The 16,093-nt window shown below is 62.0% G+C and carries 14 protein-coding genes; 10 read left to right on the top strand and 4 right to left on the bottom strand.

Features of this window, described 5'->3' with window-relative positions; translation table 11 throughout:
- The first annotated feature begins 25 nt into the window (after positions 1–25).
- The 3 genes from argF to AC1DY9_RS09695 all read left to right on the top strand — a co-directional run bounded on the left by argF (position 26) and on the right by AC1DY9_RS09695 (position 2,573).
- On the top strand, positions 26–1,024 hold the full coding sequence (gene argF, locus AC1DY9_RS09705) for an ornithine carbamoyltransferase (RefSeq protein ID WP_477666412.1): 999 nt from the start codon (positions 26–28) through the stop codon (positions 1,022–1,024).
- Positions 1,021–1,974 (top strand): carbamate kinase, encoded by a 954-nt coding sequence (gene arcC / locus AC1DY9_RS09700; protein ID WP_477666411.1) that lies wholly within the window; start codon positions 1,021–1,023, stop codon positions 1,972–1,974. The genes argF and arcC overlap by 4 nt, the downstream gene beginning before the upstream one ends.
- Before the next feature lie 137 nt (positions 1,975–2,111).
- Entirely contained in the window at positions 2,112–2,573 is a 462-nt protein-coding gene (locus tag AC1DY9_RS09695; RefSeq protein WP_477666410.1) for a universal stress protein, read from the top strand.
- A gap of 109 nt (positions 2,574–2,682) precedes the next feature.
- On the opposite strand, the gene AC1DY9_RS09690 is transcribed toward AC1DY9_RS09695, so the two are convergent.
- The gene (locus AC1DY9_RS09690) at positions 2,683–3,642 is read right to left on the bottom strand and encodes a LysR family transcriptional regulator (protein ID WP_477666409.1); all 960 of its coding nucleotides are present in this window, start codon (positions 3,640–3,642) and stop codon (positions 2,683–2,685) included.
- Positions 3,643–3,717: 75 nt separating this feature from the next.
- Between AC1DY9_RS09690 and AC1DY9_RS09685 the strand changes: the two genes are divergently transcribed.
- From AC1DY9_RS09685 to AC1DY9_RS09675, 3 genes are all read left to right on the top strand, one after another.
- Complete coding sequence (locus AC1DY9_RS09685; protein WP_477666408.1) at positions 3,718–4,356, top strand: DsbA family protein; 639 nt, start codon at positions 3,718–3,720, stop codon at positions 4,354–4,356.
- A 63-nt stretch (positions 4,357–4,419) separates the two neighbouring features.
- Positions 4,420–5,319, top strand: a complete 900-nt coding sequence (locus AC1DY9_RS09680; protein WP_477666407.1) for an MBL fold metallo-hydrolase — start codon at positions 4,420–4,422, stop codon at positions 5,317–5,319.
- Positions 5,320–5,323: 4 nt separating this feature from the next.
- On the top strand, positions 5,324–5,713 hold the full coding sequence (locus tag AC1DY9_RS09675; protein WP_477666406.1) for a nuclear transport factor 2 family protein: 390 nt from the start codon (positions 5,324–5,326) through the stop codon (positions 5,711–5,713).
- Between the two features lie 76 nt (positions 5,714–5,789).
- Here the strand turns inward: AC1DY9_RS09675 and ssb are convergent, their stop codons facing one another.
- Together ssb and AC1DY9_RS09665 are read right to left on the bottom strand one after the other, a co-directional pair.
- Positions 5,790–6,281 carry a single-stranded DNA-binding protein gene (gene ssb, locus AC1DY9_RS09670; protein ID WP_457281543.1) on the bottom strand — a complete coding sequence of 164 codons (492 nt, stop codon included), beginning with the start codon at positions 6,279–6,281 and terminating at the stop codon, positions 5,790–5,792.
- Positions 6,282–6,302: 21 nt separating this feature from the next.
- Complete coding sequence (locus AC1DY9_RS09665; RefSeq protein WP_477666756.1) at positions 6,303–7,538, bottom strand: MFS transporter; 1,236 nt, start codon at positions 7,536–7,538, stop codon at positions 6,303–6,305.
- A 212-nt stretch (positions 7,539–7,750) separates the two neighbouring features.
- On the opposite strand from AC1DY9_RS09665, the gene uvrA reads away from it, so the two are divergent.
- The 3 genes from uvrA to AC1DY9_RS09650 all read left to right on the top strand — a co-directional run bounded on the left by uvrA (position 7,751) and on the right by AC1DY9_RS09650 (position 13,241).
- A complete protein-coding gene (uvrA, locus tag AC1DY9_RS09660) occupies positions 7,751–10,789 on the top strand; it encodes an excinuclease ABC subunit UvrA (protein ID WP_477666405.1) in 3,039 nt (1,012 codons plus the stop codon).
- A 60-nt stretch (positions 10,790–10,849) separates the two neighbouring features.
- Positions 10,850–12,133: a hypothetical protein gene (locus tag AC1DY9_RS09655; protein WP_477666404.1), complete on the top strand. Its 1,284-nt coding sequence runs from the start codon at positions 10,850–10,852 to the stop codon at positions 12,131–12,133.
- A 178-nt stretch (positions 12,134–12,311) separates the two neighbouring features.
- A complete protein-coding gene (locus AC1DY9_RS09650) occupies positions 12,312–13,241 on the top strand; it encodes a DMT family transporter (protein WP_477666403.1) in 930 nt (309 codons plus the stop codon).
- Here AC1DY9_RS09650 and AC1DY9_RS09645 read toward each other — a convergent pair.
- Positions 13,231–14,676: an MFS transporter gene (locus tag AC1DY9_RS09645; RefSeq protein ID WP_477666402.1), complete on the bottom strand. Its 1,446-nt coding sequence runs from the start codon at positions 14,674–14,676 to the stop codon at positions 13,231–13,233. The genes AC1DY9_RS09650 and AC1DY9_RS09645 overlap by 11 nt on opposite strands.
- Before the next feature lie 174 nt (positions 14,677–14,850).
- Here AC1DY9_RS09645 and AC1DY9_RS09640 point away from each other — a divergent pair, with 174 nt between their 5' ends.
- Positions 14,851–15,747 (top strand): LysR family transcriptional regulator, encoded by an 897-nt coding sequence (locus AC1DY9_RS09640; protein WP_477666401.1) that lies wholly within the window; start codon positions 14,851–14,853, stop codon positions 15,745–15,747.
- Positions 15,748–16,093: the final 346 nt, after the last annotated feature.

Here is a 16,093-nt window from a genome sequence, read left to right as displayed (position 1 = left end):
AGGCATCCACGAAAGACGGCTACCCATGAGCTTCAACCTTCACAACCGCAGTCTTCTGGACCTCAAGGATTTTTCCCCGCGGGACATCCGCTTCCTGCTGGACCTGGCCGCCGAGCTCAAGCGCTCGAAATACGCGGGCAATGAGCTCGCGCGCCTCAAGGGCAAAAACATCGCGCTGATTTTCGAGAAAGCTTCCACCCGAACGCGTTGCGCCTTCGAAGTCGCGGTGCACGACCAGGGCGGCCACGTGACCTACATCGACCCGGTCAGCTCACAGCTGGGGCACAAGGACTCTCTCAAGGACACGGCGCGGGTGCTGGGGCGGCTGTACGACGGCATCGAGTACCGCGGCTTTCACCAGACGGTGGTGGAAGAAATCGCGCGCTTCTCGCACGTCCCGGTCTGGAACGGGCTCACAGATGAGTCGCACCCGACCCAGGTGCTGGCCGACCTGCTGACCATGCAGGAGTTCGGCGAAAAGCCGCTGCATGAACTGTCTTTTTGCTACCTGGGCGACGCCCGCTTCAACATGGGCTGCTCGCTGCTGGTGGGCGGCACGCAGATGGGCATGGACGTGCGCATCGCCGCACCCGCCGCGCTGATGCCACCGCCCGGGCTGGTGAGCGAAATGCGCGAGCTGGCCAGGACAACAGGCGCGCGCATCACCCTCAGCAACGATCCGGCCGAGGCTGTCAAGGACGCTGACTTTCTCTACACCGACGTCTGGGTGTCCATGGGTGAGCCCGACGACACCTGGAAGCTCAGGATTGAGCAGTTGCTGCCCTTCCAGGTCAACAGCGCCTTGATGAAGGCTACCGGCAAGCCGCGAACCCGCTTCATGCATTGCCTGCCGGCTTTCCACAACCTGGACACCGAGGTAGGGCGCCAGATCCACGAACGCTACGGCCTCAGCGAAATAGAGGTGACCGACGAGGTCTTCGAGTCCGATGCATCCATCGTGTTCACGCAGGCGGAAAACCGCATGCACACCATCAAGGCCGTGCTTGTGGCCACGCTCGCATGAAGCTGGTGATTGCGCTGGGCGGCAATGCCTTGCTGCGCCGGGGCCAGTCGCTCAGCGCGCAGAACCTGCTGGAAAACATCCGGAGCGTGGCGGCCCAACTGGCCCGCGTCGCGCTTCGTCATGAGTTGGTGGTGACTCACGGCAACGGGCCCCAGATAGGCCTGCTGGCGCTGCAGAACTCGGCCTACGCGGCAGTGGCGCCCTATCCGCTTGACGTATTGGGTGCGCAAACCGAAGGCATGATCGGTTACCTGCTGGAGCAGGAACTTGCCAACCACCTTCCACCCGGCCGCCCCGTGGTCACCCTGCTTACGCGTGTGGAAGTCGACCCCGCCGATCCGGCTTTCGGGAAGCCCACCAAACCTATAGGACCTGTTTACACGAAGGAGGAAGCCGAACGGCTTGCGCAAGCCATGCACTGGCATGTCGCGCCGGACGGTGCAGGCTTCAGGCGCGTCGTGGCTTCGCCTCTCCCTACGCGTGTGCTGGGCATGGACCCGATCAGCTGGCTGCTGCAGCATGAGGCAGTGGTGATCGCCGCGGGGGGTGGCGGCATCCCGGTGGTGCGCACCGCCGGCGGGCATTCTCTTCAAGGCATCGATGCCGTGATCGATAAGGACCTGACGGGCGCCCTGCTCGCGCGGGAACTGGAGGCCGACTGCCTGGTGATCGCCACCGACGTGGATGCCGTCTACCTGGGCTGGGGAACGCCCGCACAGCACGCCATCGGCAAGATCAGGCCACAGGAATTGCTGGGCCATAGCTTCCCCGCAGGCTCCATGGGCCCTAAGGTACAGGCTGCCACCGGCTTTGTGCTCAAGACCGGCAAGAAGGCTTTGATAGGCTCGCTGGCCCAGATCGAGGAGATGCTGGCGGGCCGTGCCGGTACAGAGGTCAGCCCCCACGGGGACACCACGGGCCAAGACCCGGTTATTACGGCCAATGCGTGAAACGCAGCAAATCGATTGACCTGCGCCCGGAAGCCCTTCCGTCCGTCGCGAATCTGTCCACATTTGATCCGCATCAACATGCTGCTCCCCAAAATCGCCACCATGGATAACGTTTCAACTCACATGAGGCATTCACCATGTTCAAGCGAATCCTGATTCCCGTGGACGGCAGCGACACCTCCAACAAGGCCCTTGTCGCCGGCCTGGCGATGGCGCGGGAAACCAGCGCCAGCGTACGGCTGCTGCACGCCTTCAATGAGGCGGCTTACCTGGGTGGAGTCGACCCCTATGGCACCTGGTCGGCCGATCTGGTCGGCATGATGCGCGAAAGCGGCGCCAAAGTCCTGACGGATGCGACGGCCATCGCCGGGTCGGCCGGAGTCACTGCAAGCCAGTTGCTTTGCGATGAACCGGGCAAACGCCTGGGAGAGTCGGTGGCCGAGGCGGCCAGGCTCTGGAATGCCGATCTCATCGTGGTCGGCTCCCACGGCCGGCGCGGCCTGGGACGGGTGCTGCTGGGCAGTGGCGCCGAGCAGATCCTGAGGCTGGCGCCGGTGCCCGTCCTGGTCGTCCGCGACGCGCCTTCAGCGCAGGCTTAAACGAAACATAGCTGCAGGGCACAACAAGTGTGCGCGAGTAGCTATCAAAATAATAGCAATCCTCGGAGCGGAATATCGTCACCATGTCGACCAAGCGCCAGGCTGGGCGTCAGCTTCCATTTGACGCGCTGACGGCCTGCCGTTGTTGTTCTCTGTCTGCCAGCAATTCGACAAAGGCACGGACCTTCGCGGGACGAAAGCGCGCGGCCGGAAACACGGCATGGATACCGCCGGAAGGCAGATGCCACTGCGGCAGGACCTGGATGAGACGGCCGGCCGCAAGATCACCCGCTACCGCATAGTCCGGCAGCACCGAAAGCCCCGCGCCCTGGAACACGGCTTCGCGCACGGCAAGCGTGGCGTCGAGAAAAATCGAGGCCTGCACGCTAACGGTCTGGCGCTCACCCTCGTTGAGCGAGAAATTCCATGTCAGGTGGTCGCGAAGAGCGGTGTTGGCGATGAAAGGCAGGCCGGCGATGTCTTGCGGGGCGGTAAGCCGCGCCACTTGCAGCGTCATGGCCGGCGACGCCACGAGCAGTTGCCGGAAAGAACCGATTTTTCGCGCCTGCAGGCTGGTTTCAGCAAGCCAACCGACACGTATCGCCAGTTCGATGTTGCCCGACATGAGGTCCAGCGTCTGGTCGGTGAGGACGGCATCGACCTTGCACGCGGGGTAGCGCCGGGTAAAGGCGGCGATAGCCGGCACCACCACGCCGACACCATAGTCGAAGGGGGCGGTCAGCCGCAGCATGCCGGACGGCTCCGCTGAGGTTTCGGCCAGGTCGTCGAAGGCATCCCCGGCCTCGCGCAGGATCAGCGCGCAACGCAGGTAGAAGGCTTGCCCCAGTTCGGTGGGCTGCACCTTGCGTGTGGTGCGCACAAGGAGCGACGTGCGGAATTCGCGCTCCAGCCGCGCAACCTGCTGGCTGACCACCGCCTTGGTGATCCCCAGGCGATCCGCAGCCGCGGTGAAGGAGCCGGTTTCCACCACAGCCGCGAAGTAGGCCAGGCGCCTCAGGTTTCCCAGCGCGCTGAGGCCACCTTCATCTTGATTGTTTGCTTTAAACATACATTGTGTTTATCAGAGATGTCTTTAACAGTCAATGGATAGTACCTACGATCACAGCCAGTGAGCAAAGAACCCATGACCAAGACCCTCCATTACCTGTTCGACCCGCTGTGCGGCTGGTGCTACGGCGCCATGCCGGCGCTCTCGGCCTTGAGCGAAGTTCCAGCTGTCAGCATCGGATTGCTGCCGACCGGGCTGTTCTCCGGCCAGGGCGCCAGGCCCATGAATGCTGAATTCGCCGCCTATGCCTGGTCCAACGACCAGCGCATTGAGCGCCTGACGGGGCAGCGCTTCACCGAGCTGTATCGCGAGCGGGTTCTCGGTGACCGCCAGCGGCTGTTTGACAGCGGCCCCGCCACGGTGGCGCTGACGACCGTGTCATTGACGGCGCCGGATCGGGAACTGGAAGCCCTCAAGGCGATCCAGAATGCGCGCTACGTGGATGGCAAGGACACGACCTCACTGGAAACGCTGGCCGGCCTTCTGCAAGGGCTGGGGCTTGAGCAGGCTGCCGCAATGGTGGACAAGCCTGATGAAGATCTTCTCTCGGCCAACCGAGCCCGCATGGATCGCGCACAGGCCTTGATGCGGGAGTTCGGCGCACACGGCGTGCCTACGCTGGTAGCCGAATCCGGCGCGCAGCGCTGGGTCTTGAATAACGCCGATTTTTATTCCAACCCGCGCGCGCTGGCAGGCGAGCTCGAGGCTGCTTGAGCCCGGCACCGCCTCCACCCCCGCAACCCATTTCAGTTAACTGTTCAAGAAGAAAGAAAAACCATGACAACACGAAGAGAAGCAATCAAAACTGTAGCCGGCGCGGCTGTCGCGACGGCCATCTTAGGAGTGAAAAGCGCTATGGCTGCAAATACCAACCTGACCTGGAAACACTTTCCCGCCGGCGAACACGGATTCTTCCGTGCCCCGGTACTGATCTCCGGCGAACGCGAGGCTGTCCTCATCGACGGGGGCTTTACGCTTCCAGACGGCAAGGCATTGGCCGAGGCCATCAAGGCCACCGGCAAAAAGCTCACGACCATCTACATCAGCCAGAGCGATCCCGACTACTACTTCAGCCTGGCGCCTATCAAGGCGGCGTTTCCCGACGCCAAGGTGATCGCGGCACCGGCCACGATCGCGGCCATCAAGGGCAACGTGGAAAAGAAACTGGCAACCTGGGGCCCCCAACTCAAGGAAAACGGCCCACAGGCGCTGGCGGACATCGTGATGCCCCAGGCCTTCGACGGCCGCAGCCTCACCCTGGAAGGCCATGCCATTGAAATCGTCGATGCGGATGGCTTGGCCAACCGCCGCTACATCTGGGTGCCTTCGCTGAACGCCATCTTCGGCGGCGTGCTGCTGTTCTCCGGTGTTCACGTGTGGACCGCCGACACGCAGGGCGCCGAGGCCCGTGCGGCTTGGGTGAAGACGCTTGATGCCATGGCTGCGCGCAAACCCGCCGTGGTGGTCCCCGGCCACATGGCGGTCACGGCGGCGGTGGACGCAAGCGCGATCCAATACACCCGCGACTACCTCGTGGCTTTCGAGGAAGTGCTGGCCAAGTCAGCCGACAGCGGCGCCCTCATCGCGGCCATGACCCGGCGCTACCCGAACGCCGGCATGGGCGTGGCGCTGCAAATCGGTGCCAAAGTCGCCAAGGGCGAGATGAAGTGGGGTTGAAGCCATGATGTCGAACATCGACATCGTCCGTGCCCACTACGCGGCCTCGGCCCAGGGAAACATCGGCGAGATGATGGCCCATGTCTCGCCCCAGGTACGCTGGACCGAGATGGCGGGCTTTCCTTGCGCGGGCACCTGGGTCGGGCCGCAAGCGGTTGTCGACAACGTCTTTGCCGTGCTGGGCAGGGACTGGATCGGTTATCGCTTCGAACTGCAAAGCCTCGTCGACGGTGGTGACCACATCCTCGGGGTGGGAAGCTACCACGGCACTTACCGCGCCACGGGAAAGGACATGCAGGCCCGTGTGGCCCATGTCTGGCACCTGCGGGGCGGGAAGGTCGTGGCCTTTGAGCAATTCACAGACACGCTGCTTGTCCGTCAGGCGATGAGCTGATCATCCGGGCACCTGCAAACAAAAAGCCCACTCTCCTCTCGAACAGTGGGCCTCCATCGACAAAGACTGTTTGTATTTAGAACGGGATATCGTCGTCCATGTCGTCAAAGCCGCTGGCGGCCTTGGCTGCCGGAGCTGGCCGCGGTGCGGCGGCCGGCGGGCGTGCAGCAGGTGCGGACTGGCGCGGCGCTTCATAACCGCCACCGTCATCACCGCCGGGGCCGCCCATGCCCTGACGGCTGCCGAGCATCTGCATCTGGTCGGCACGGATTTCGGTGGTGTACTTTTCCTGGCCGTCCTTGTCGGTCCACTTGCGCGTGCGCAGGCTGCCTTCGACATAGACCTGCGAGCCTTTGCGCAGGTACTGGCCGACGATTTCAGCAAGACGGCCGTTGAACACCACGCGGTGCCATTCGGTGGCCTCCTTCATTTCACCCGTCTGCTTGTCCTTCCACTTGTCAGTGGTGGCAATGGTGACGTTGGCGACCTGGTCACCGCTGGGGAAGCTGCGCATTTCGGGGTCCCGGCCCAGATTGCCGACGACGATAACTTTATTGACGGATGCCATGGGGTGTTCTCCTGATCTAACTTAGAGTTTAACTGGCTGGCCCGATGCGGTGCCATGGCCGTCTGTAACAGCCGCGGCCCCGTGCCGGCCGGGCGCCCGCATGGGCCAGGCCACCAGCAGCCAGGCCAGCATCAGGCCGCCGCACAACAGAAAAAGCCCCTGGGCACCGTGCACCTTGGTGATCCAGCCGCCCACCGCGCCGCCGGCAAAAAAACCGAGCGACTGCAAGGTGTTGTACACCCCCAGCGCCGCGCCGCGGGCATGGGCTGGCGCCACCCGGGAGGCCAGGCTGGGCTGGGTGGCTTCCAGGACGTTGAAGCCGCAAAAAAACAGGAACAGCAGCACGGCCAGAATGCCCAGGCTGGCCGGCGCCGAGGTAGACGACGCCACCCAGAGCAAGCCCAGCTGAACCAGCAGGACCAGGCCGACAGCCCCCAGGAACACGGCGCGCAGGTAGCCCCGTTTTTCCAGCGGAAACAGCGTAGCCCCCATCACCCCAAAAGAGGCCAGCACCGCCGGCAGGTAGACCTGCCAATGCGCGGCCTTGTCGAGCCCGGCATTCACCAGCAAAGCCGGAATCGCCACCCACATGGCCAGCTGCACGGCATGCAGCACGAACACGCCGAAATTCAGCCGCAGCAGCGCGGTGTCCTTTAGCACCTCCACCACGCTGCCGCGCGGCCGATTGACGTGCTCCACCGGTTCGGGTGGCACCCACCAGACGACCACGGCAATGCCGCCCAGTGCCAGTGCGCCAGTCAGGGCAAACAGCCCGTGCAGGCCGATAGCGCCGGCGAGCAGAGGCGCGGCCAACAGCGAAAGCGCAAACATCAGGGCAATGCTGCCGCCCACCAGCGCCATGGCCTTGGTACGCACTTCGTCGCGGGTGGAATCGGCCAGCAGCGCCGTAACGGCAGCCGAAATGGCACCCGCCCCCTGCAACGACCGGCCGGCGATCAGCCAGTTCAGGTCGGGCGCCCAGGCGGCGATCAGGCTGCCCAGCGCAAAAATGACCAGGCCGGAAACGATGACACGCTTGCGCCCCCACCAGTCCGAAGCGATCCCAAAAGGAATTTGCAGGATGCCCTGCGTCAGGCCGTAAATACCCATGGCCAGGCCAATCCGGGCCGGGTCATCGCCCCCCGGGTATTTGGCCGCCTCCAGCGCAAACACCGGCAGCACCAAAAAGAGGCCGAGCATGCGAAGCGCAAAGATCGAAGCCAGCGAAACGCTGGCGCGCCGCTCGGTAGCGGTCATGGGAAACGACATGGGGGCTGTAGGCGCAGTCAAGGGGATTAAAAGGGCAAAAGCGGCCAAAAAATAGCTAGAAAAGCTCCAAAACGGGGCAATAACCCGGGATTGACCGACTGGGAGCGGCAAGCCCACGGCAGCCCGTGGCTTGCCCAACCGGCTATTGTGCTTGAAACGGTGCTTCGGTCTATGATGGAGAGTTTTGCGGCTGCCACATCTTGAACTCTCCTGACGACAGCAAATACCTTGCCAAAGTGCTCGCGGCCCAGCGGATCAGCATCCGCGGCGCGCGCACGCACAACCTTAAAAATATCGATCTCGACATTCCGCGCAACCAGCTGGTGGTGATTACCGGCTTGAGCGGTTCGGGCAAGTCGTCTCTCGCCTTTGACACGCTGTACGCCGAAGGCCAGCGCCGCTACGTTGAGAGCCTCTCCACCTATGCGCGGCAGTTCCTGCAGCTCATGGACAAGCCCGACGTAGACATGATCGAAGGCCTGTCGCCCGCGATCTCCATCGAGCAGAAAGCCACCTCGCACAACCCGCGCTCCACCGTGGGTACGGTGACTGAAATTCACGATTACCTGCGCCTGCTGTTTGCGCGGGCCGGCACGCCCTATTGCCCTAACCATGACCTGCCGCTGCAGGCCCAAAGCGTCAGCGAAATGGTCGACACGGTGCTGGCGCTGCCCGAAGACACCAAGCTGATGATCCTGGCGCCGGTGGCGCGCGACCGCAAGGGCGAATTTGTGGACGTATTTGCCGAGATGCAGTCGCAAGGCTATGTGCGCTTTCGCGTCGACGGCACGGCCTATGAGTTTGACGACCTGCCCAAGCTCAAGAAAACCGAAAAACACAACATCGATGTGGTGATTGACCGCATCAAGGTGCGCGCAGACCTGCAGCAACGCCTGGCCGAAAGCTTTGAGGCCGCACTGCGCCTGGCCGACGGCAAAGCGATTGCCATGGAAATGGACACCGGCAAAGAGCACCTCTTCAGCGCGAAGTTTTCCTGCCCTGTCTGCGACTATTCACTGAGCGAAATGGAGCCGCGGCTCTTCTCTTTCAACTCGCCCGTCGGCGCCTGCCCCACCTGTGACGGCCTGGGTCATATGGAATTTTTCGACCCGGCACGCGTGGTGGCCTTCCCGTCGCTGAGCCTGGCCAGCGGCGCCGTCAAGGGCTGGGACCGGCGCAATGGCTACTACTTCTCGATGCTTGAGAGCCTGGCAAAGCACTACAAATTCGACATCGACACTGCCTTTGAGAACCTGCCCGACACCGTGCGGCAGGTTGTCCTGTATGGCTCGGGCGAGGAAGAAATCAAGTTCAGCTATGTGATGGATTCGGGCAACTTTGCCGGCAAGAAGATCGCCAAGAAGCATCCCTTCGAAGGCGTCATCACCAACTTCGAGCGTCGTTACCGCGAAACCGATTCCGCCGCCGTGCGCGAAGAACTGTCCCGCTATCGCAGCGTGCAGCCCTGCCCTGACTGCGAAGGCACGCGCCTGCGTACCGAGGCACGCCACGTGTACCTGGTGAGCGCGCCTGAAGACGGCGTTGACGCATCGGTGACCGATGGCACCAAACCCGGGCGCAAGGCGATCTATGAAATCAGCCACTCAACGTTGCGCGAGAGTTTCGAGTATTTCAACGCGCTGAAAATGCAGGGTGCCAAGGCCGAAATTGCGGCCAAGGTAGTGCGCGAGATCGGCCTGCGCCTGAAGTTCCTCAACGACGTGGGGCTCAATTACCTCAGCCTGGACCGCAGCGCCGAGACACTGTCGGGTGGCGAGTCCCAGCGCATACGCCTGGCCTCGCAGATCGGTTCGGGCCTGACCGGCGTGATGTATGTGCTCGACGAGCCCAGCATCGGCCTGCACCAGCGCGACAACGACCGCCTGATCGGTACGCTCAAGCATTTGCGCGACATCGGCAACAGCGTGCTGGTGGTCGAGCACGACGAGGACATGATCCGCGCGGCTGACCACGTCATCGACATGGGACCGGGCGCCGGCATTCATGGCGGGCGCGTGATGGCGCAAGGCACATTTGACGAAGTCAAGAACAACCCCGACTCGCTCACGGGCCAGTACCTGGCGCAAACACTGAAGATCGCCATACCCAAACGCCGCACGCCCTGGCTGCCGACAGTCAAAGCGGTGGAAGCGGCGGAGAAAAAGAAGGTCTCGCGCTTTCCGCAAAGTCCGGCCGCCGAACGACGCGCAGCGCGCGAGGCCGTGCACCAGGCCACGCTGGGCGACATGCAGGCGCTGCGCGTCATCAACGCCACCGGCCACAACCTCAAAGGCGTGAGCGTTGAATTCCCGGTGGGCCTGCTGACCTGCGTGACCGGCGTCTCTGGCTCGGGGAAGTCCACACTCGTCAACGACACGCTGTATGCCGCCGTGGCGCGCACGCTGTACCGAGCCCATGAAGAGCCCGCGCCGCACGAAGCCATTGAAGGCATCGAGCATTTCGACAAGGTCATCAACGTTGACCAGTCGCCCATCGGCCGAACGCCGCGCAGCAACCCGGCCACCTACACCGGCCTCTTCACGCCGATCCGCGAGCTGATGGCCGAGATGAACACGGCGCGCGAACGCGGCTACGGCGCCGGAAGGTTCAGCTTCAATGTGGCCGGCGGCCGCTGCGAAGCCTGCCAGGGCGATGGCGTGGTCAAGGTCGAAATGCACTTTCTGCCCGACGTGTACGTGCCCTGCGATGTCTGCAAGGGCATGCGCTACAACCGCGAAACGCTGGAAGTGCAGTACAAGGGCAAGAACATCGCGCAGATCCTCGACCTGACCGTCGAGGTGGCAGCCGAGTTCTTCAAGGCCGTGCCCACCATTGCGCGCAAACTGCACACGCTGCTCGACGTGGGCCTGTCCTACATCAAGCTGGGCCAGGCCGCGACCACGCTCTCGGGCGGCGAGGCACAGCGCGTCAAGCTTGCACTGGAACTGAGCAAACGCGACACCGGCCGCACGCTATACATCCTTGATGAGCCGACAACCGGCCTGCACTTTGCCGACATCGACCTGCTGCTCAAGGTATTGCACCAGCTGCGCGACGCAGGCAACACGATTGTGGTGATCGAGCACAACCTGGACGTCATCAAGACTGCCGACTGGTTGATCGACATGGGGCCCGAGGGCGGCGCCGGCGGCGGCACGGTGGTGGGTGTTGGCACACCGGAAGACATCGCCGCCAACCCGGCCAGCCACACCGGGCGGTACCTGGCGCGCCTGCTGTAGAGCCGCCCGGGGAATCAAGCAATACCTTCGGTCGCAATTTCTACGCAAAGTGAATAGTCGATGAGTAAGCATATTAAATTTTTGATCACGATACTTGTGGCGCTTTCAAGCATTACCGCATTTGCGGAGGATGAGGATTTTTCTCGCGCACTGCTGATGACATGTGACTATTCAGACTACAAGTCCTTTCAATACGAATCTGTATCTGTCAATCCATCGGTAGACGCTCAAGGCGAAGAGGCGTCTGCAAAGACTTTTTCGCGCGGGGCATCTCCCTCTCAATCAGTGTCTTATCGACTGAACTCCGGGCGGTCGGCGGAATGTATCTATCCTTCGGGAAATCGTGTGAAGGTAAAAGTGGGAACCGGCATTGCTCGCCCCTATGGCATGTGTGGTGGTGATCCTGCAGTTTTCATCTCCGTTTGGGTGAACAAACGCAAGGTCCTTTCACGCCACAGTTTTGCCGGGCATTGCATGGAGAGTGATTCCAGCCGGACTGCATTTGGCTTAACTGTGTGGGGCTCTCGAATTCGACAGTGTCAAAAGGCGATGGCGCCGGAAAATTTCGAGCCCGCTGAAGGCGATTCCAAAAAAATGCAGACAAATAGTCCTCTGCCAGAAGCCTGCGTCAACTTCCCTGAGGTATCTCGTTTTCCGGTTGATGCCATTGAATACCCACCAAAAGGGGTCAAGCCTGTTGTCGTTGGCTCCATACAGAGTTTGCGGAAGACGCATCCTGTTTGCGATGAAGTGGCCAAAGCCCTGCCGTCCATGCTGAACAGCGAGTCCCTCCCCGAGGGAGTCCTACTCAAAAGACCTATCTGGAGTGATGCCTCAGAAACTCTTCAAACCAATAAAAGTATTAAGCAGCAATACCCGCTGAGGTTTACCCAAGAGAGTTTTTTTGATTTCAACAATGACGGAAAGCCAGACCGGGTTCTTAACTCCAACCTGGAATCCACCTACATGGATGGATCTGTGCTGTTGGTTCAACTTGGTAACTCGCGGCAACAGTTCCACGCTCTTGCACCACTGAACAGCGCAAGTTCCCAACTCCTGTCTTGCCAGATGGACAAAGTGCATCACGACATTGACTCGTGCCCACCATTGACTCAAGAGTCTGATGACGCAGGCTTTTTTGTACCAGCAGCCCTCGGCCAACCTCCTATTCGTTTCCGGGCACGCTATACCCATTTGGATCCATTCTTTTATCGCGGGACCACGTACCTTGTAGCTAGCAGCAAGTCGAGTGAGTCAATGGAATATTTTGCTGTGCTCAAGCCTCTGCCGAACAGCAGTTTTCTGCCTATGTGCCTGTTCAGAGAAGTGCCGGAGAATTTTTGACCTACTGCCCGCCGACCGGCAGCGCGATGGATGCAGGCACCTCAAAGGACATCACAGCTAACAGCGGCGATCCACACCGGGCGGTATCTCGTGCACTTGCCCTGAGTCTTCTGGGCGACTGCGTCTCAGTGCCTGCAGCGCCCAGCCGTGCCTTCCTTCGCTTTCAACGGACCCGGTTTTGAACAGCTCCACTTTTTTCACCCAACGCAAAGTGGTTTTCCTGCTGGCTTCACTGTGCTGCCTGCTTTGGGGCAGCGCCTACCCGGCCATCAAGAACGGCTATGCGCTGTTTCATATTGCGGCCAACGACATTCCCTCCAAGCTGGTGTTTGCGGGCTGGCGCTTTATCTTTGCCGGCCTGGTGCTGCTGGTGTTCGCGGCCATCAGTAAAAAACCGGTGTTCCAGCTGGACCGCCACACCTTCGGACAGGTGGCGCTGGTGGGACTCACGCAGACCAGCCTGCAGTACGTGTTCTTCTACATCGGCCTGGCGTACGCCACCGGCGTGAAGAGCTCGATCATGAATGCAACGGGCACCTTCTTCAGCGTGCTGCTGGCGCATTACATCTACAAGAATGACCGGCTCAGTTTCAACAAGGTGCTGGGTTGCGTGGTGGGCTTTGCCGGCGTCATGGTGGTGAACTTCAGCGAAGGCCTGCTGGCTTTCGATTTCACGCTGCTCGGCGAAGGCTTTGTGGTGATTGCCGCTTTTGTGCTGTCGGCCGCCAGCATTTACGGCAAGAAGGTGTCGCAGCGCGTGGACTCGGTGGTGCTGACGGGCTGGCAACTGGCCATAGGCGGCCTTGCCCTGCTGCTGATCGGTGTTGCCACCGGCGGCACGCTGTCGGGCTTCACGCTCAAGTCCACTTTGCTGATGGTGTATCTGGTGGTGCTGTCGTCGGCCGCGTTTTCGCTGTGGACGATTTTGCTGAAGTACAACCGCGTGAGCATGATCACCGTGTTCAATTTCATGATACCGATTTTTGGGACACTGCTGTCGGCGGTGTTTCTGGATGAGCGCTTCCTGGAGTGGAAAAACGGCCTGGCCTTGTTGCTGGTTTGTTATGGGATCTGGCTGGTGACGAAAGAAGAGAAAGTTACCGGCTGAGCCTGGGTTTTACGCGCAAGCGGCCCCCGACAGCGATGGCGATTGCGATGGCAACCAGCACCGCCGCAACCGCGAACGTGACCTGCATGCCGGTGGCAACAGCGCCGGCACCCGCGGTCGTGATGTCCGCCGCCGCCGAGGCGAACGCGAACACGGCCCCCAGCGCGGAGGCACCGGTCATGAGCCCCAGATTGCGCGACAGGTTGAGCATGCCGGAAATGATACCCCGCTGGTCCGAAGGAATATCCGTCATGACAGCCGTGTTGTTGGCGGCCTGGAACAGCTGATATCCCGGGGTCAGGATGAAGATGGCGGCCACGTAGCCCGCAACACCGAACATCGCTGGAAGTGCGGCCAGCGCCGCTGCACCGGTAGCCACGGCGATGAGTCCGGCGACGGCCATGAACGGCGCACCCAGGCGGTCCACCATGCGGCCGGCCGGGACGCCGCTCAATGCGGAAATGACCGGGCCGACCGACATGACGATGCCGACCAGCGCGGCGTTGAGCCCGAGGCCATGGGACAGGTAAAACGGGCCAACGACAAGCGTCGCCATCATCACCGTCGCTACGAGCGTGTTCATGGCGAGGTTTGCGCTTAAGCCTGGAGCGCGGAACGTCGCGAGCCGGACCAGAGGGGATTTCGCCTTCGATTCAACGAGCACGAAAAAGCCAACGCCGATAACAGCCGCCAGCAGCAGCGCCATGTTGAGCGGACCGAAATGGCCGCGCCCTGTTGTCATGGCCAAGGCGTAGGCTGCGAGCGTCAGGGCCAGCAGCAGTGTGCCCAAGTGATCAAAATGGGGGCGATCCTTCTTCCGTTCCTTACAGTCAGCAGGCAAGTAGCGGCGCGCCAGGGAAAAAGTCAGGATACCCAGCGGCACGTTGACAAAAAATATGGCCTGCCAGCCTGATACGGCGATCAGGACACCGCCCAGCGATGGCCCCAGTGCGGTGCCGACCGCGGACATCGTGCCGAGCAGCCCCATGGCGCTGCCGGTTCTGGCCTTCGGAACCGCCTCGCCGACAAACGCCATGGTGAGCGCCATCATCACGGCCGCCCCCAGGCCCTGCACCGCCCGCGCGGCAACCAGCAACCAGAGCGTAGGCGCGATGGCGCACAGGACCGAGGCCACCGAGAACAGGAAGATGCCGGCCAGCAGCAACCGCCTTCGGCCCATCAGGTCCCCCAGCCTTCCGGCACTGACGATCAGGGCGGTGATGGACAGCAGGTAAGCCAGGACCACCCATTGCACTTCCTGAAAAGAGGCGTTGAACGCCTGAGCCAGCGCTGGCAAACCCACGTTGGCGATGCTGGTCCCGAGCGAGGACAGCAGCATGGACAGCGAAAGGCTGGCCAGCACCCATCGGACCGGCGGCGCCGGTTCCGCGTTGGCATTTTTTGATAAGCGGGTGGGTGTGAGAGGAGTGGTCAAGATAGTCCAGTGAGCAAAATGGCAAGCGGGTAAGCAGGTAAAGGGGTTGTGGCTCCCCGAAATGGAGCTCTCTGGGAGCGTAGTTTTTTACCTGGCATGGCGGAAGACGCACCATTTGCACTTTATGAGTGCGTTTAACGCCATGTGACGGCCAAATTGCGCTATGGTCGATGCATGGCTGCGCCTGATTTCAACCTTCTTGTCACCCTGGATGTGCTGCTCGCGGAAGGCAGCGTGGCGGGCGCAGCCCGGCGCCTGCGGCTGAGCCCGTCAGCGATGAGCCGGGCGCTGGCCCGATTGCGCGAAACGACCGGCGACCCGCTGCTGGTCAGGGCTGGGCGCGGCCTTGTTCCCACACCGCGGGCCGTCGAACTCCGTGAGCGCGTCAGCCAGCTTGTGCAAGACGCAGAAGCGGTGCTGCGCCCCGCCAAAAAGCTCAAGCTCAAACAGCTGGTCCGAACGTTCACGCTGCGCACGCGCGAAGGTTTTGTGGAGAACTTCGGGCCAGAGCTTATTGCACGCGTTGCGAATGAAGCACCCGGCGTGCGGCTGTGCTTCGTACAAAAGCTTGACAAGGACAGCACGCCGCTTCGCGATGGGACCGTCGACCTGGAAACAGGCGTGGTGGGAAAGACGGCAGCACCGGAGCTGCGGGTGCAGGCCTTGTTCCGGGATCGCTTCATCGGCGTCGTGCGAATGGGACACCCGCTGGGCGAGGGCGAGGTCACGCCCGCCCGCTACGCCGCCGGCAGGCATATCGACGTCTCGCGGCGGGGCCAGGGCAAAGGGCCGGTGGATGAAGCCTTGCACCCATTCGGGCTCGAAAGGGAGATTGCCACCATCGTCGGCGGCTTTGCGGCGGCACTGGCACTGGCCCGGTCTTCCGACCTGATCGCCACGGTTCCTGAACGGCACACCGGGAACCTGCGCGCCGGAATGCACAGTTTTGCGCTGCCGGTCTCCACGCCGGAGATCACGGTGTCATTGCTCTGGCATCCGCGGCTGGATGCGGATCCTGGGCATCGGTGGCTGCGGGGGTGTGTTCGGGAGGTTTGTGCGGGGCGGCTCTGACGCTTCTGCATTCGCTGCCCGGTCTGCAAACGGTCTCCTGCCTGAATGGCTGATCGGTCAGCAGTTTGTTGCTGTCGTAGCGCTCTTTGCTGAGGGTTGCTGGCCGGGGGTTGCCCGGCATGCAACTCACTTTCTTTTGCTTCGCCAAAAGAAAGTAAGCAAAGAAAAGGCGACCCTGGTTCCTGCGTCCCTTCGCTGCGCTTCGGGCAACCTGCGGTGCTCGGTCCAGCCGGGGTCAAAAACAACTCGCTTCGCTCAAACAAGTTTTTGCCCTGATCCGTCTGGCCCTCCGCTCCTCGGCGCATCCACAAGGGGGTGGGAGAGGAATACCGAACAGCCAACAACC

Source organism: Polaromonas sp. P1_F6, from assembly GCF_056405695.1.
The sequence above is the reverse complement of the archived record's forward strand: the minus strand, read 5'-3'. Positions and strand labels throughout refer to the sequence as shown.

Excerpts from the sequence above, each read along its gene's own strand:
- AC1DY9_RS09695 (WP_477666410.1), top strand. The coding sequence starts at position 2,112 with ATGTTCAAGCGAATCCTGATTCCCGTGGACGGCAGCGACACCTCCAAC.
- AC1DY9_RS09665 (WP_477666756.1), bottom strand. The coding sequence starts at position 7,538 with ATGACCGCTACCGAGCGGCGCGCCAGCGTTTCGCTGGCTTCGATCTTT.
- AC1DY9_RS09640 (WP_477666401.1), top strand. The coding sequence starts at position 14,851 with ATGGCTGCGCCTGATTTCAACCTTCTTGTCACCCTGGATGTGCTGCTC.
- argF (WP_477666412.1), top strand. The coding sequence starts at position 26 with ATGAGCTTCAACCTTCACAACCGCAGTCTTCTGGACCTCAAGGATTTT.
- arcC (WP_477666411.1), top strand. The coding sequence starts at position 1,021 with ATGAAGCTGGTGATTGCGCTGGGCGGCAATGCCTTGCTGCGCCGGGGC.
- AC1DY9_RS09685 (WP_477666408.1), top strand. The coding sequence starts at position 3,718 with ATGACCAAGACCCTCCATTACCTGTTCGACCCGCTGTGCGGCTGGTGC.
- AC1DY9_RS09690 (WP_477666409.1), bottom strand. The coding sequence starts at position 3,642 with ATGTTTAAAGCAAACAATCAAGATGAAGGTGGCCTCAGCGCGCTGGGA.
- AC1DY9_RS09655 (WP_477666404.1), top strand. The coding sequence starts at position 10,850 with ATGAGTAAGCATATTAAATTTTTGATCACGATACTTGTGGCGCTTTCA.
- AC1DY9_RS09680 (WP_477666407.1), top strand. The coding sequence starts at position 4,420 with ATGACAACACGAAGAGAAGCAATCAAAACTGTAGCCGGCGCGGCTGTC.
- ssb (WP_457281543.1), bottom strand. The coding sequence starts at position 6,281 with ATGGCATCCGTCAATAAAGTTATCGTCGTCGGCAATCTGGGCCGGGAC.
- AC1DY9_RS09675 (WP_477666406.1), top strand. The coding sequence starts at position 5,324 with ATGATGTCGAACATCGACATCGTCCGTGCCCACTACGCGGCCTCGGCC.